The organism is Enorma sp. (assembly GCF_982429025.1).
The window spans coordinates 1-14,706 of the sequence record NZ_CEWCAA010000019.1 but is presented as its reverse complement, the minus strand read 5'-3'; the positions used below and the strand labels follow the sequence as shown (position 1 = coordinate 14,706).

The following is a 14,706-nucleotide window of genomic DNA, read 5'->3' as shown; positions in this document are numbered from 1 at the left end:
ATCGTGGGGGAAAGGGTGGAGCGGCTGGCAATGTCGTGCCATGATGCAGGCAAATCCAGTACAATGACGCTCATGAATACGACAGATACCTCTCACATCCGCAACTTCTCCATCGTTGCGCACATCGACCACGGCAAGTCCACCATATCGGACCGCATCCTCGAGCTCACGAACACCGTCGAGGAACGCGATATGGAGGCTCAGCTGCTCGACACCATGGATATCGAGCGCGAGCGCGGCATCACCATCAAGTCGAATGCCGTCCGCGTTATGTACACGGCAGACGATGGGGAGACCTATCAGTTCAACCTCATCGACACGCCGGGCCACGTTGACTTCACCTACGAGGTTTCGCGTTCGCTTGCCGCCTGCGAAGGTGCCGTGCTCGTGGTCGATGCGACGCAGGGCGTCGAGGCGCAGACCGTCTCAAACGCTAACCTTGCCATGAACGCTGACCTCGATATCGTCCCCGCCATCAACAAGATCGACCTACCGTCTGCGCATCCGGATGAGGTCAAGCTCGAGATCGAGGATGAGCTTGCCATCCCCGCCGACGATGCGGTGTGCGTTTCCGGCAAGACGGGCGAGGGCATCCATGACCTGCTTGAAGCGATCGTCTTTTTGATCTCGCCCCCTCAGGGTGACCCGTCGGCTCCTCTCAAGGCGCTCATCTTGGATTCGTACTTCGATGAGTACCGTGGCGTCGTTGCTACGGTGCGCGTCTTCGATGGAGGCATCAAGAAGGGTGACCAGCTTCAGATGATGCAGGCGGGGCATGCGTTCCTCGTTGACGGCGTAGGTGTGAAGCGCCCGGCCGAGACGCTTGTAGACGAGCTCTCCGTGGGTGAGGTCGGTTTCGTGGTGACGGGCCTTAAAGATCCGGAGGCGGTGCGCGTGGGCGATACCCTCACGGGCGCGCTTCGCCCCACGGCCGAGCCGCTCCCTGGCTATCGCGAGGCCAAGCCCATGGTGTACACGGGAATCTTCCCCATCGACAACAAGGATTACGAAAACCTGCGCGACGCGCTCGAGAAGCTCCATGTCAACGACCCCTCGCTCACCTGGAGCCCCGAGACCTCTGTAGCGCTCGGCTTTGGATTCCGTGTCGGTTTCCTGGGCTTGCTGCACATGGAGGTCGTGAAGGAGCGCCTGGAGCGCGAGTTCGACCTCGACCTCATCGCGACCTCGCCATCCGTGGACTACCACGTTTATAAGACCGACGGCACCATGCTCGAGGTGCGCAGCCCCCAGGACCTGCCCGACGTGACGCGCATCGACCATATCGAGGAGCCGTATCTCAAGGCCAAGGTTATCGTGCCCCCCGAATACACGGGTGCTGTCATGCAGCTCTCCATCGAGCATCGCGGCATCATGACCGACATGATCCACCTCTCGCAGAAGTCGGTCGAGATGCGCTTCGATATTCCGCTCGCTGAGCTCATCTTGGACTTCTTCGACCAGCTCAAGAGCCGCACCAAGGGCTACGCGAGCCTCGATTACGAGTTTGCCGACTACCGGCCCTCAGAGCTCGTGAAACTCAACATCCTCCTTTCAGGCGATGAGGTGGATGCCCTCAGCTTCATCGTTCACAAGGACAAGGCCTATGGCCTTGCGCGCGGGCTCTGCGACAAGCTCAAGGAGATCATTCCCCGTCAGCTCTTCGAGGTTCCCATCCAGGGTGCGATCGGCAACAAGATCATCGCTCGGTCTACGGTGAAGGCGCGCCGCAAGGACGTGCTCGCTAAATGCTACGGCGGCGATATCTCGCGCAAGCGAAAACTCCTGGAGAAGCAGAAGGAGGGCAAGAAGCGCATGAAGGCTATCGGCTCGGTCGAGGTCCCCCAGGAAGCGTTCCTCGCCATCCTCAAGGTCGAAGACTAGGTTGTGAGTCAGTGGGTCATTTTGGGACGTGTTTAAAACGCCTCATTTGGGCCATTCTAGGATGTGTCCGACGGTGCGCTCGCGGTACTGCGTTACGAAGCCCGTCCCAAAATGATGGAATGGGGCGTTTTAAACACGTCCCAAAATGACCCAAGATGACCCTGCAGCTATCTTCTTGTGAAGGTGAGACCGATGTCCAACCCCGATGTTATTCGCGCTCTCTTGGCTGAGCGCCCCTTCTTGATGGCGCCTATGGCCGGCGTGACGGATGCTGCATACCGCATACAGATGCGGCGTCACGGTGCACCCCTCGCATACAGCGAGATGGTGAGCGTAGCGGGCCTTGCGTATGCGAGCGAGCGGACCTGGGAACTCGTGCTTCCCGCCGATGAGGAGCCGAGTATCGCCGTGCAGCTCTTTGGGAGCAAGCCCGAGCAGTTCGCGTCAGCGGTGGAGGCGGTCGAGGAGCGCGTGGGCGAGAAGCTCGCGCTCATCGATATCAACATGGCGTGTCCCGCCCGCAAGGTCATAACCAAGGGGGAGGGCTCTGCGCTCATGGATGACCCGCTGCTCGCCTCGGCGATCATGAAAGCGGCGGTTTCACGCGCGCATGTTCCCGTTACCGCGAAGATCCGCATCGGGTTTCACACCGGGGACCGCGTGGCCCCCGCTTTCGCCGAGATGCTCGAGGACGCGGGCGCCGCTGCGGTGGCGGTGCATGGCAGGAGCGCGAAGCAGCTCTACACGGGTGCGGCAGATTGGTCGATCATAGACGAGGTCGCATGTGCCGTGTCCATCCCCGTGATCGGTTCTGGCGACGTGTTCTGCGCCGATGATGCCGTGCGCATGCTGCGGGAGACCGCTGCGGAGGGCGTGTTCATCGCGCGCGGCTCCTATGGCAACCCATGGATATTCGAAGACGCGCTTGCCCTGGCTTTCGAGGGCAGGCCAGTTCCGCAGCGCCCCTATCGCGAGCGCCTCGACGCCCTGCGGGAGCACTTGAGCTTGACGCATAGGCTCGTCCCGCGTGCGATGGCGCGGGCGCGAACGTACGCGAGTTGGTATCTCAAGGGCATGCCCCATGCTGCCGCATGGCGTGGGCGCGTGGTGAAGTGCGACTCCTATGAGGACTTCTGCCTGCTGGTCGACGAGATCGAAGCGGACGTTGTTCCTTTGGAAGCTGCCATGACCGCTCGGCCCCATGGGCTCTCTAGCGAGGCCTCGTGATGGCAGTCGAGGCCCTGTATCTGCATATCCCGTTTTGTCGCGCGCGTTGCGCATACTGTGACTTCGATACGTGTGCTCTCGATCCCGCCGCCCTCAAGCTCGAGGCCACCCGCTATCTTGCGGCGCTCGAGCGTCGCATCGACGAGTTCGGCGCCCGCGGCATGCTCGCTTCGGTGCGCACGGTCTATATCGGCGGGGGCACGCCTACCGTGCTCGGGGAGCGCCTGCCCGGGCTCGTCCGCCGCGTGCGCGCCTGGTGCGCGCCCGAGGAGTTCACCTGTGAGGCGAATCCCGAGTCGTTTCATGAGGAGCTTGCTGGGAGTCTTGCCGCTTCCGGTGTGACGCGCATCTCGCTCGGCGTGCAGAGCCTTGAGGATGACGAGCTTTCCGCCATCGGGCGCATCCATACGGCAACGGCGGCGCTCGAGGCTATCGAGCTTGCGCGACGCGAGGGGTTTTCCGTATCGTGCGACCTCATGTGCGGCCTTCCAGGGCAACATGCGGCTAGCTGGCGCCGTACGCTCGAGCGGGCGCTCGCGGCCCATCCTGATCACATCTCGGTCTACCCGCTCACGGTCGAAGCGGGAACGCCGCTTGCCAATCGCGTCGCGCGCAATCCCTCGCTTCTTCCGGACGAGGATTTCCAGGCCGATTGCATGGAGGTCGCGCGGTCCCTGTGCGAAGGGGCCGGGCTTGCTCCCTACGAGGTGGCGAGCTACGCGCGGCCGGGGCATGCATGCCGCCATAACATCGCGTATTGGAGCGGCGTGAGCTATCTGGGCCTTGGCCGCTCGGCGGCGAGCATGATGAGCGTTGGGGAGCTTTGCGATATGGCATCGCTCATTCCCGGGGCGTCGCCCAGCCAAGGCGATGCCCGGGCGCGCTTCGTGCAAGCCGATGACCCGGCCCGGACCTTCGAGTTTGAATTTCTGAGCGAGCGAGAGGCCCTCGCTGAGGACCTCATGCTCGCCATGCGCATGACCGCAGGCGCGCCGCCGGACCTCATCGGTCGAGCTCAAGACCTTTTTGGCGCGCGTTTCAATCAGGTAGTCGAGATGGTGCTTGCCGAGGGCCTTGCGTGCATCGACTCCGCAACGGGCGCGCTCGTGCCCACCGCTCGCGGATGGCTCATGGGGAACGAGCTTTACGGGCTCATGTGGGGCCTCGCCGAAGCTTAACCGGCGCACCGCGGCAGCCGCCCCACGCGAATTCCACACCTCTTTACCATTGCACCATGACGAGGTGTTTTGGGTACAATTACGCACGTTATAACGACGCGCGCCCACAGAGAGGGTTTCCGCCACATGGCAAGCATGAACGAAAAAGACTACTACGCGATTCTCGGGGTCTCCAAGGACGCGGACAAGCGAGAGATCCAGAAGGCGTTTCAGCAGAAGGCGCGCAAGCTCCACCCCGATGTCAACAAGGCGCCTGACGCCGAGGAGAAGTTCAAAGAGGTTTCCGAGGCCTATGCGGTGCTCTCCGACGAGCAGAAGCGCGCGCGTTACGATGCCATGCGTTCCGGCAACCCTTATGCTGCCTATGGAGGCGGGCAGGCGTCGAGCCCGTATGCGGGAGGCGCCTCGGGTCGCGGTGGGTACTACGGGGGCTTCGGCGGCTTCCCGTTCGGCGGCATGTGGTCGGAGCCTCGTCGCGGTTCGCATCAGGGCGCGCAAGCATTCAACCCCGAGGAGGGCGCGGATGTGGTGGTCGATGTCGACCTCACGCCCGATCAGGTCAAGAACGGCGTGCGCAAGGGCGTCAAGTACCGCCGGTACGAGCCCTGCGGCCACTGCCATGGTTCCGGCTCGGTTTCCTCAGACCATGCGCACGTCTGCCCGAGCTGCGGCGGTACGGGCACCATGGGTGTCGACATGTCGTTCCTCTTCGGCGGCGGCGTGTTCCAGATGGTCTGCCCTGAGTGCAACGGCTCGGGCAAGGTCATCAACGATCCCTGCCCCGATTGCGGAGGCTCCGGTCGCACCAAGGTGATGTCCGAGGCCGTGATCGAGTTTCCCGCTGGGATGCACGACGGCGACACCGTGCGGGTGCGCGGCATGGGCCATGCGGGCACCAACGGGGCTGCAGCGGGCGACCTGGTGGGCCGTGCGCGCGTCGCGGCAGAGCGACTCGACGGCAGGGCGCAGCGGGGTTTCAACATCATGGGCATGGCGGCGCCGTTCCTTCTTCTCGCCGCGCTGGGAGGCGCGATGACGTTCTTCGCGCTCATCTGCCTCATTCCGTTCGTCTTCGGTCTGGTTCAGGTTTTGCGCGAGGTTCCCAGCCATCGGTCGATGGTATGGCTTAAACGCGGCTTCAAGGCATTTCTCAACGGCTTCTTGAACGCGTTGTTCTATGTGGTCATCATCCTTTGGTTCGTGAGCTGCACCTCGGGGCTCTATTACCGACCGATGTATTTCTGGTAACGCACGTGCGCCCGTAGCGCGTTTAGCCTGCAGAGACGTGGGGTACCATGAGGTCTGGTCAAGCCAAACCTGTGCTGATGGATGAGATGGGGGAAGGTTCCAACAGTGCCGAGCTCTAAAGATTATTACGAGATCCTGGGCGTCGATCGTGACGCCGACCAGCGCACGATCAAGCGCGCGTTTCTGAAGAAGGCGCGCGAGGTGCACCCGGATGTTTCCGACGACCCGGATGCCGAGCAGAAGTTCAAAGAGGTCAACGAGGCCTATTCGGTTCTGTCCGATGAGCAGAAGCGTTCGAATTACGACCGCTTCGGAACGCCCGATGGCCCCGGCGGTTCCGGGTACGTCGATTTCAGCGATATCTTCGGCGGCATGGGCATGGACGACATCTTCTCCTCGTTCTTCGGCGGGGGCGGTCGTTCGGGCCGTGGCGGGCGCACCGCTCGCCGGCGCGGCCGCGACATGGCCATCTCGCTCACCATCTCGCTCGAGGAGGCCGCGCTCGGATGCACCAAGACGGTCACGTATGATCGCTTGGCCCCCTGCGAGGATTGTCAGGGCTCCGGGCTTGCCGACGGCGCCCAGGAGACGACCTGCCCGCGCTGCCATGGCACCGGCTATGTGACTACCGTGCAGCGTTCCATCTTCGGTCAGATGCAATCGTCTTCACCTTGCCCGGACTGCCACGGCGAGGGAACGGTCATCGACCATCCTTGCGACATGTGCGGTGGCCAGGGTCGCACGCCAAATCACGAGAGGGTCGAAATCAACGTTCCCGCCGGCGTTTCTTCAGGGCAGCAGCTGCGCGTGCGCGGCTATGGCGAGGCGGGGTTCCGCGGTGAGGCATCCGGCGACCTGCTCGTAAGCGTCGCTGTTGCCGAACACGAGCGCTTCCAGCGCTCCGGCGATGACCTCGTCTGCGCGATCGACGTTTCCATCGCTCAGGCTGCGCTCGGCTGCACCGTCGAGGTTCCCGGCATCATGCCCGATGAGACCATCACGTTCGAGGTTCCTGCTGGCACCCAGTACGGTGATACCGTCGAGGTCGCCGAGTTCGGCATGCCCCGCGTGGGCGGCGGCGGTTCGCGCGGGCGCGCGATCGGCCAGGTGCGCATCCTCGTTCCGCGAAAGCTTTCTGGTGAGGCTCGGTCGCATCTGGAGAAATACGCCGATGCGATGGGCGAGAGCTACACCGCGCGCCGCTCGATGGGCGACCGCATTCGTGACGCCATCGACGATATCCTTGACCAGTAAGCCCCTGACGCGTAAGGAGCGCTGTGGCCAATCCGTTCGTATCCGTCATCAACCTGGGGTGCCGGGTCAATCGAGTTGAATCCGATCGCATGGAACGCGATCTTTCACAAGCGGGCTTCGCGCTCGTCGATCCAGACGAGGCTGAGCTTATCGTTATCAACACCTGCGCGGTGACGGGGGAGGCCGAGGCGAAGACCCGCAAAGCGGTCCGCCATGCCCTGGGTCGTGCCCGCGAGCCGCTCGTGGTGGTCACCGGTTGCGCCGCGTCGCTGCATCCAGAGGCGCTTCGAGACCTCTCCGATCGGGTAGCGGTCGTTCCCTCCAAGGTCGAGGTCGTCTCGCGCGCCCTCAAGCTCCTTGGGCTTGAGGAGAGCGTGCGGGGCGATGGCGAGCCATGCGAGCCGGCGTTCAGGCAGGCGCGCGTGGGCGTGAAGGTCCAGGACGGTTGCAACAACCGCTGCACGTACTGCATCGTGTGGAAGGCGCGCGGCCCCGAGCGCTCCGTGCCCGTCGACGCCGTGCTCGAACAGGTGCGCGACGTCGAGGAAGCGGGGCTTCCCGAGGTGGTGCTCACCGGTGTCAACCTCGGTGCCTATGATGGCTCGAGTGCGAACGACGAACATGTCGAGATCGACGAGCTTCTCGGTATCATTCTGCGCGAGACTTCGATTCCGCAGATTCGCCTTTCGTCTATTGAGCCCATGGACGTGTCTGACCGGCTCATCGACCGCATCGCGGAGTCTCAGGGGCGCATTGCTCCATTTCTGCATCTTCCCGTCCAATCTGGCTGCACTGCCACGCTCGAGCGTATGGGGCGGCCGTATCGCGCCGAGGAGTTCGAGGACCTCTGTGATCGCATTCGCCGAAAGGTTCCCGCCGTCGCGCTTTCCTGCGATATCATCGTCGGCTTTCCGGGTGAGACCGACGAGGAGTTCGAGGCTTCCCTCGGACTTTGCGAGCGCGTGGGGTTTTCGCGCATGCACGTGTTCCGGTACAGTGCCCGTCCCGGCACGCCGGCGGCCACGATGCCCGACCAGGTGCCGCCCGAGATCATGGCCGAGCGCTCCCAGCGCATGCGCGAGCTTGCCGAGCGCATGGCGCGAATTGACGCCCAGAACAGGTGCGGCACCTGCGAACGTGCGGTTATCGAGCAGGGCAGGCGCGGCACCCTCGCCTCGTTCCACCGCGTCGAGGTAGACGGGCTTGACCGTGAGGGCATCGAGGCCCCCGCGCTCGTCGACGTTGCTATCATGGATGTGAACGCGTCGGGGCTCGTGAAAGCTGAGTTCGTCCGGCGGTCCGTACTCGATAACGCTCCCGTTGCATCGAAAGGGGATTGATGGATACCGCAAGCGTCAAGCTCAGTATTCCCGATGAGGTCGATCCCGTCAGCATCATGGGCGGGGGCGACGCCGTCCTTCGGGCCATCGAGGAACGGACGGGCGCTCGGATCGTGGTGCGTGGCAGGCAGATCTCGCTTTCCGGATCGGCCGAGGAGGTGGAGTTGCTCACGCGCCTCTTCACCTTTCTCATCAAAGAGGCCCGCGCGGGGGACACTCCTTCCGTGACCGAGGTCGAGCGCGCCATGCAGACGCTTCGCGAAAGCGTCATGGATCTCTCTGGATTCCGCGACGACATTCTCCTTACGTATCGCGGCAAGGCCATCCGGCCCAAGACGGTGGGGCAGAAGCGCTATATCGATGCCATCCGTCGCAACACCGTGACGTTCTGCTTGGGGCCTGCGGGAACGGGAAAGACCTATCTTGCCATGGCGATGGCCGTGGCCGCCCTCAAACGGCATGAGGTGGGGCGCATCGTGCTTACGCGCCCCGTGGTCGAGGCAGGGGAGAGCCTGGGCTTTCTGCCCGGAACCCTTCAGGAGAAGATCGATCCCTACGTGAGGCCGCTTTTCGATGCGCTCTTCGATATGACGGATATGGAGCGGGGCGGCGAGCTCATCGAGCAGGGCATCATCGAGATCGCGCCGCTCGCCTATATGCGCGGGCGCACCCTCAACGATGCGTTCGTCGTACTTGATGAGGCGCAGAACACCACTCCCGAGCAGATGAAGATGTTCCTCACGCGCTTGGGATTCAACTCCAAGTTCATCATCACGGGCGATATGACTCAGCGCGACCTCATGGGCCGCCGGGGTGGTCTCTCCGACATCGAACGGATTCTCAGCGACGTGGACGATATAGCGTTCATCCATCTCGATCGCAGCGACGTGGTTCGCCATGCCCTGGTAGGGCGCATCGTGGAGGCTTACGATGCATATGAGCAGGGTGAGGACGGGCGGCATCGCGCCGCGCGCACCCGGGAGGGCCGGAAATGAGGGTTTTGATCTCTAACGATGACGGCTTGGATACCTTGCTGCTGGCAGAGGAGATGGAGCAGGCCGTCGCATGCATGCTCAAGGCTGAGGGCGCAGACCCCTCGAGTGACGTGGAGGTTTCCATCTCCTTCGTTCGTTCCGCGGAAATGCGCTCGCTCAACGCTTCCTGGCGCGGCATCGATGCCCCCACGGACGTTCTCTCATTCGAATGCGACGGGCTCGACGGCGCGGGGGAGCAAGACCCCCTCGAGCTGGGGGACGTCATCCTTTGCCCCGAGGTCATTGCCGCGCAGGCTGCGGATTTCGGCAATACGCCCGTTGAGGAGTGCCGGCTCATGCTGGTGCACGGGCTGCTTCACCTTGTGGGGTATGACCATATGAACGAGGATGATGCGGCCGAGATGGAAGGGCGGGAACTCGCCATTTTGCGCGAGCTCGCCGTTCTGAGGGGCGACGACCCCGCCGGTGTGCGCATCGGCCCGGTGACGCGCCATGAGTACGACTGATACGGGAGGTTGACGTGATACCTGGTAGCAATCGCGAACACCCAACGTTTATTCGCTCCTTCGGCTATGCCATCGAGGGCTTTCGTACCGCGGTGGCAACGGAGCGCAACATCAAGGTCCAGCTTCTCGTTGGCGTGCTTGCCGTCGTCGCTGGCGTGGTGCTCAAGATCGACGCGCTCTCGTGGGTGCTGGTGCTGCTCTGTATCGGGCTGGTGCTTTTTGCCGAGCTGGTGAATACCTCGATTGAGGCGATCGTCGACCTTGCCACGCAGGACCTTCATCCGCTCGCTAAACGTGCTAAGGACATCGCGGCGGCGAGCGTCTTCACGCTTTCCATCACGGCGGCCGTGGTGGGGATCATCGTCTTCGCGCGCGCTCTCGGTATGCTGTAAAGATGGGCGGGCTTGCAACAGTGGTTGCGCAGGCTCGTTCGGCTATGACTAATTTGAGAATGGAAGTGTGGATATGGATGAATTCGATCCGTTCGAGGGGATGACCGACGACGAGCTCGATGCGATGGTAAGCGACCTTGGCAGCGAGCCCTGCGGTTTTGCCGGCGATGATGGTTTCCGCAGCGGCTTTGTTGCGCTGGTAGGCCGCCCGAACGCCGGCAAGTCGACTCTTATGAATGCCTGCATGGGCACGAAGATGGCCATCACCTCACCGGTTGCCCAGACTACGCGGCGCCGTATGCGCGGGGTGGTGCGCCGCGAGGGGGTCCAGATCGTCTTCGTCGATACCCCGGGCCTCCATAAGCCGCATGACTCCCTGGGAAGCGAGCTCAACAAAAGCGCGCTCGCCGAGCTCGGAGACGTTGATGTGCTGTGCTTCCTCATCGACGCGTCGCAGCCCATCGGCCGCGGCGACGCATGGGTTGCGGAGCGCGTTGCCAAGAGCCCTGCGAAGCGCATCCTCGTACTCACCAAAGCCGACCTCGCCTCGCCTGAGCGCGTGCTCGAGCAGATCTCTGCGGCTCGCGAGCTCTGCGAGTTCGACGACGTGATCGTGCTTTCCGCTACCGAGCGGTTCAACGTCGACTCCTTCATCGACTTGGTTGCGAGCTATCTTCCCGAGGGTCCTAAATGGTTCCCCGATACCATGTCTACCGATGCTTCGGACGATACGATCGTCGCAGAGTTCGTGCGCGAAAAGCTCTTGATGCGCACGCGCGAAGAGGTGCCGCATTCCGTGGGCGTCATCTGCGATTCCATGGAGCAGCGTCGCGGCGTGCTCCATGTTCATGCGGTCATCTACGTCGAGCGGGAGGGGCAGAAGGGCATCATCATCGGCAAGAAGGGCGAGATGCTCAAGCATGTCGGAATCGATGCCCGCCGCGACCTCGAGCGAATCTTCGGCTGCAAGGTCTTCCTTGAGCTCGAGGTGCGCGTCAAGCCGAATTGGCGCGAGGATGCCCGCGAGATTCGCCGGCTCGGTTACGCCGCCGACGAATAGCGACGAAGCAAGCGGCTGGAGCTGAGTGCGCGTGGCGGGCGGCAGGACATATCGGACTTTGGCAATCGTGCTCGATAAGACGAAGCTGCGTGAGACGGATCTTATCTTCACGCTTCTTGCCGAGAACGGGCGCCAGCTACGCGCCGTGGGCAAGGGCGCGCGAAAGCCGGGAAGTCGGCTGGCGGCGCGCTGCGAGCTTGGCTGCAAGGTTGACTTGCTGCTCGCCCACGGCAGGTCGCTTGACGTCGTCGCTGAGGCGACGCTCGTCGAGGCGACGCTCGGTGCCGCACCAAGCTACGAGCTTCTCTCGGCGGCAAGCGCGCTTGCCGATGTCGCGAAAGCATGCTGCTTCGAAGACGCCGAGGACCCGTTCGTCTATCAGATCACCCTTCGTGCGGAACAGGTGCTCGGAGGCTCGTGCGGTGTGCTCGATGGCGCTCATCTCGATCTCATCGTTGCAGCGTACGTGTTTAAGCTCCTTTCCCATTTGGGTTATCGTCCAGATTGGTCTGCCTGCGTGGCATGCGGCGACCCGGCGGTAACGTATTTCTCTGCAACCGCTGGCGGCCTCCTGTGCGCTTCCTGCGCCCGTAATGTGCCCGGCGCGGAGGAGCTCGATGCCGTTACGGTGGGGTGGCTGCAATCGCTCATCTCGCTTCGTTTCGATGAGCTCGCGGCGGCGCCGTGCGATGTCCCTACGGCCGCTCTGCTCCTTGCGTTCGCCCATATATGGGCAGCGACGCATCTTGACTGTCGGCTGCGAGCGCTCGAGTTCCTTCTCGGCGTGTAGAGTTCTGCCGGGCGATAGGGTATGGCGAGCGAATTCGATTCGCCTTTCGCTGGGAGAGCGATTATGGATGAGGGGTAACCTGGGCGCGGTATGGCAGACTGTGCGCATACCGTGATGCCGCCAAAAGGCGTAGCGGCGCCCCGGCATGCGATGTGGTAGTATATCGCCCGTTGGTACCTCGAGCTTAGTGGCGCGCTCCACCGGCGTCCACCCAGCACGAGGCGAATGTGCGGCGGAGCGATCCGCCCGGAAGAAAGGTGAAGAGATGACCATCTCCAAGGAGCGCAAGGCGGAGCTCACCGCCGAGTTCGGCAAGAACGCGCAGGACACCGGCAATCCCAAGGTTCAGGTTGCCATCGCGACCGAGCGCATCCGCGAGCTCACCGAGCACATGAAGTCCCACCCGAAGGACTTCCACACCCGCCGCGGCCTGCTCATGATCGTTGGTCGCCGTCGTCGTCTTCTTTCCTACATCAAGAAGAACGACATCGTCGAGTACCGTGAGCTCATCGCGAAGCTCGGCATCCGCGACAACATCCAGTAAGTCGTACATGCAGGAGCGCTTCGGCGCTCCTTTTCATGTAGGGGCCGAAATCTCGGCTCTACACCGCTGGCGCTACGCCGGCCCGAAGAAGCCCGTACGCAATGGGGCGTGCGGAGATGAAGGAGAAAGATGACTCTCGTCAGCAAGACCTTCGAGCTGTATGGCAAGACCTACACGCTCGAATCCGGTGAGCTTGCCAAGCAGGCTACCGGCGCCACCCTCGTCAAGCAGGGTGACACGACCGCGCTCGTGACCGTTGTGGTCTCCAAGGAGCGCAAGAACTACGATTTCTTCCCGCTCACCGTCGACTTCAATGAGAAGCTCTACGCTGCCGGCCGCATCCCCGGCGGCTACCTCAAGCGCGAGGGCCGTCCCACCGAGAAGGCCACCCTCACCGCGCGCATGATCGACCGTCCCATCCGTCCGAGCTTCCCGGACGGCTTCCGCAACGAGGTACAGATCGTTGCCACCTCGCTCGTGGCCGACCAGGTGAATCCCATCGATGTCATCTGTACCATGGGCGCTTCGCTTTCGCTCACCCTTGGTGGCGTGCCCTTCGAGGGCCCGCTTGCCTGCGTGCGCATCGGCCGCAACAAGGAGACGGGCGAATTCATCGTCAACCCCACCTATGAGGAGCGCGAGAACTCCGACCTCGACCTCGAGCTTGCTGGAACCCGCGATTTCATCTCCATGGTGGAGGCTGGCGCCGAGGAGGTCACCGAGGACGACATGCTCGCCGCCATGGAGTTCGGCCAGGAGGCCATCGGTGCGTTCTGTGACGCCCAGCTCGAGTTCGTTGAGGAGTGGGAGCGCGTAAACGGTCCCATCGTGCCGAAGGAGTACCCGCTCGACGAGCCGGTTCCCGAGGTGCAGGAGCGCATCTTCACCCACTATGACGAGATGTACGCCGCTTTGGCCGATGCCGACAAGCAGAGCCGTATCGCCAAGGTCGAGGCCCTGAAGGATGCCATCAAGGCAGAGTTCACCGAGGAGGAGCAGCTCCTGTGGGAGCGCGAGATCCCGGTGAACCTCAAGGCGCTCGAGAAGAAGGCCATGCGCACCATGGTCGTCGAGACCGGTGAGCGCGTGGACGGACGTGCGGCCAACGAGATTCGCCCGATCATGGTCAAGGGTTCCTACCTGCCGCTCGTGCACGGCTCCGGCCTCTTCCAGCGCGGCCAGACCCAGGTGCTTTCCGTGCTCTCGCTCGGTATGCTCAACGAGGCCCAGCGCCTCGACACCATCGAGCCTGTCGACGGCAAGCGTTACATGCATCAGTACAACTTCCCGCCCTTCTGCACCGGCGAGACCGGCCGCATCGGCAGCCCTAAGCGCCGCGAGATCGGCCACGGCAACCTCGCTGAGCGCGCACTGTTGCCGGTGCTTCCGGACGAGAACGAGTTCCCCTATGCCATTCGCGTGGTTTCCGAGGTCATGGAGTCCAACGGTTCCTCCTCGATGGCGTCCACCTGCGCGAGCTGCCTTGCGCTCATGGATGGCGGCGTGCCCATCAAGCGCCCCGTGTCCGGTATCGCCATGGGCCTTATCCAGGAGGAGGGCAAGACCGTCGTCCTCTCCGATATCCAGGGCATCGAGGACTTCCTCGGCGACATGGACTTCAAGGTGACCGGCACCGAGCGCGGCATCACGGCGCTCCAGATGGACAACAAGGCCACCGGCCTCACCTTCGAGATCCTGAAGCAGGCGCTCCAGCAGGCCAAAGAGGGTCGCGCGTTCATCCTTGGCAAGATGCTCGAGGTCATCCCCGGGCCCGCTTCCGAGACGCGCCCGACTGCTCCGCGCATCACCTCGATCACGATTCCGGTCGATAACATCCGCGACGTCATCGGCAAGGGCGGCGAGACCATCCGCGGCATCCAGGACGAGACTGGAGCCTCGGTTGATGTCCATGAGGACGGCACCGTCTACGTTGGCGGCGTGGGCGAGTCGGTCGATCAGGCCATCGAGCGCATTCAGCTCATCGTCAAGGTGCCCGAGGTGGGCGAGGAGTACACCGGTCGCGTGGTCTCCATCAAGGAGTTCGGCGCGTTCGTGAACCTGCTGCCCGGCAAAGACGGCCTCCTGCACATCAGCCGCGTGGCACAGGGTCGCGTTAACAAGGTCGAAGACGTCCTCAACGTTGGTGACGAGGTTAAGGTCAAGGTTATCGAGGTGGACGAGAAGGGCAAGATCTCGCTCGATCGTCTTGATAAGCCCGAGGCTCCCGCACACGCGGCGGGGGAGGGCCGTCCTCGTCGCGAATCCCGCGACCGCTCCGAGCGCCCGCGGCG

At 63.0% G+C, this 14,706-nt stretch carries 13 protein-coding genes; all 13 read left to right on the top strand.

From position 1 onward, the window contains the following. Nucleotides 1-72: 72 nt before the first annotated feature. The gene (gene lepA, locus AC1VS5_RS04755) at nt 73-1,881 is read left to right on the top strand and encodes a translation elongation factor 4 (protein ID WP_481217867.1); all 1,809 of its coding nucleotides are present in this window, start codon (nt 73-75) and stop codon (nt 1,879-1,881) included. A 192-nt stretch (nt 1,882-2,073) separates the two neighbouring features. Further along, nucleotides 2,074-3,108, top strand: coding sequence for a tRNA dihydrouridine synthase (locus AC1VS5_RS04750; RefSeq protein WP_481217866.1), 1,035 nt, complete (start codon nt 2,074-2,076; stop codon nt 3,106-3,108). Further along, a complete protein-coding gene (gene hemW, locus AC1VS5_RS04745) occupies nt 3,108-4,286 on the top strand; it encodes a radical SAM family heme chaperone HemW (protein ID WP_481217878.1) in 1,179 nt (392 codons plus the stop codon). The genes AC1VS5_RS04750 and hemW overlap by 1 nt, the downstream gene beginning before the upstream one ends. 135 nt (nt 4,287-4,421) lie before the next feature. Continuing rightward, nucleotides 4,422-5,534, top strand: a complete 1,113-nt coding sequence (locus AC1VS5_RS04740) for a DnaJ domain-containing protein (RefSeq protein ID WP_481217877.1) — start codon at nt 4,422-4,424, stop codon at nt 5,532-5,534. Between the two features lie 105 nt (nt 5,535-5,639). Continuing rightward, nucleotides 5,640-6,788 (top strand): molecular chaperone DnaJ, encoded by a 1,149-nt coding sequence (gene dnaJ, locus AC1VS5_RS04735; RefSeq protein WP_481217865.1) that lies wholly within the window; start codon nt 5,640-5,642, stop codon nt 6,786-6,788. 23 nt (nt 6,789-6,811) lie between these two features. Continuing rightward, entirely contained in the window at nt 6,812-8,128 is a 1,317-nt protein-coding gene (gene mtaB / locus AC1VS5_RS04730) for a tRNA (N(6)-L-threonylcarbamoyladenosine(37)-C(2))-methylthiotransferase MtaB (protein WP_481217864.1), read from the top strand. Continuing rightward, nucleotides 8,128-9,123, top strand: coding sequence for a PhoH family protein (locus AC1VS5_RS04725; protein WP_204626801.1), 996 nt, complete (start codon nt 8,128-8,130; stop codon nt 9,121-9,123). The genes mtaB and AC1VS5_RS04725 overlap by 1 nt, the downstream gene beginning before the upstream one ends. Then, nucleotides 9,120-9,629 carry an rRNA maturation RNase YbeY gene (gene ybeY / locus AC1VS5_RS04720; RefSeq protein WP_481217863.1) on the top strand — a complete coding sequence of 170 codons (510 nt, stop codon included), beginning with the start codon at nt 9,120-9,122 and terminating at the stop codon, nt 9,627-9,629. The genes AC1VS5_RS04725 and ybeY overlap by 4 nt, the downstream gene beginning before the upstream one ends. Before the next feature lie 14 nt (nt 9,630-9,643). Then, entirely contained in the window at nt 9,644-10,021 is a 378-nt protein-coding gene (locus tag AC1VS5_RS04715; RefSeq protein WP_368285603.1) for a diacylglycerol kinase family protein, read from the top strand. Between the two features lie 73 nt (nt 10,022-10,094). Beyond that, the gene (era, locus tag AC1VS5_RS04710) at nt 10,095-11,081 is read left to right on the top strand and encodes a GTPase Era (protein WP_481217862.1); all 987 of its coding nucleotides are present in this window, start codon (nt 10,095-10,097) and stop codon (nt 11,079-11,081) included. A gap of 31 nt (nt 11,082-11,112) precedes the next feature. Beyond that, entirely contained in the window at nt 11,113-11,871 is a 759-nt protein-coding gene (gene recO, locus AC1VS5_RS04705) for a DNA repair protein RecO (protein ID WP_418741918.1), read from the top strand. A 265-nt stretch (nt 11,872-12,136) separates the two neighbouring features. Beyond that, complete coding sequence (gene rpsO / locus AC1VS5_RS04700; RefSeq protein ID WP_019128280.1) at nt 12,137-12,415, top strand: 30S ribosomal protein S15; 279 nt, start codon at nt 12,137-12,139, stop codon at nt 12,413-12,415. 129 nt (nt 12,416-12,544) lie between these two features. Further along, nucleotides 12,545-14,706: polyribonucleotide nucleotidyltransferase (locus AC1VS5_RS04695; RefSeq protein WP_481217861.1), on the top strand; the 2,162-nt coding region annotated here is incomplete at its 3' end.